The 240-nt window shown below is 73.8% G+C and carries 1 protein-coding gene; it reads left to right on the forward strand.

Annotated features, from left to right (window positions below):
* On the forward strand, positions 1–219 hold a 219-nt coding region (locus tag KVS67_RS12945; RefSeq protein ID WP_217565543.1), incomplete at its 5' end, for an L-lactate permease.
* Positions 220–240: the final 21 nt, after the last annotated feature.

Raw genomic sequence — 240 nt, forward strand, 5'->3', positions numbered from 1 at the left:
GCCCTGCTGGTGGCCGCCAACACCTCCGGCGGCGTCGTGGGCAAGATGTTCTCCCCGCAGTCCCTGGCGATCCCCGCGACGGCGGCCGGCATGGAGGGCCGGGAGTCCGAGATCCTGCGTCGTGTGGTGGGGTGGTCGCTCGTGCTCCTGCTGGCGGTGTGCACGCTCGGGTACCTGCAGTCCAACGTGCTGGCGTGGAGGCTGCCGGCGGGGGGCTGACCGCCTGCACCACCCGCGCGG

Origin of the sequence: Micrococcus sp. GbtcB5 (assembly GCF_019091605.1) — a bacterium.
GTDB classification, from domain to species: domain Bacteria; phylum Actinomycetota; class Actinomycetes; order Actinomycetales; family Micrococcaceae; genus Micrococcus; species Micrococcus luteus.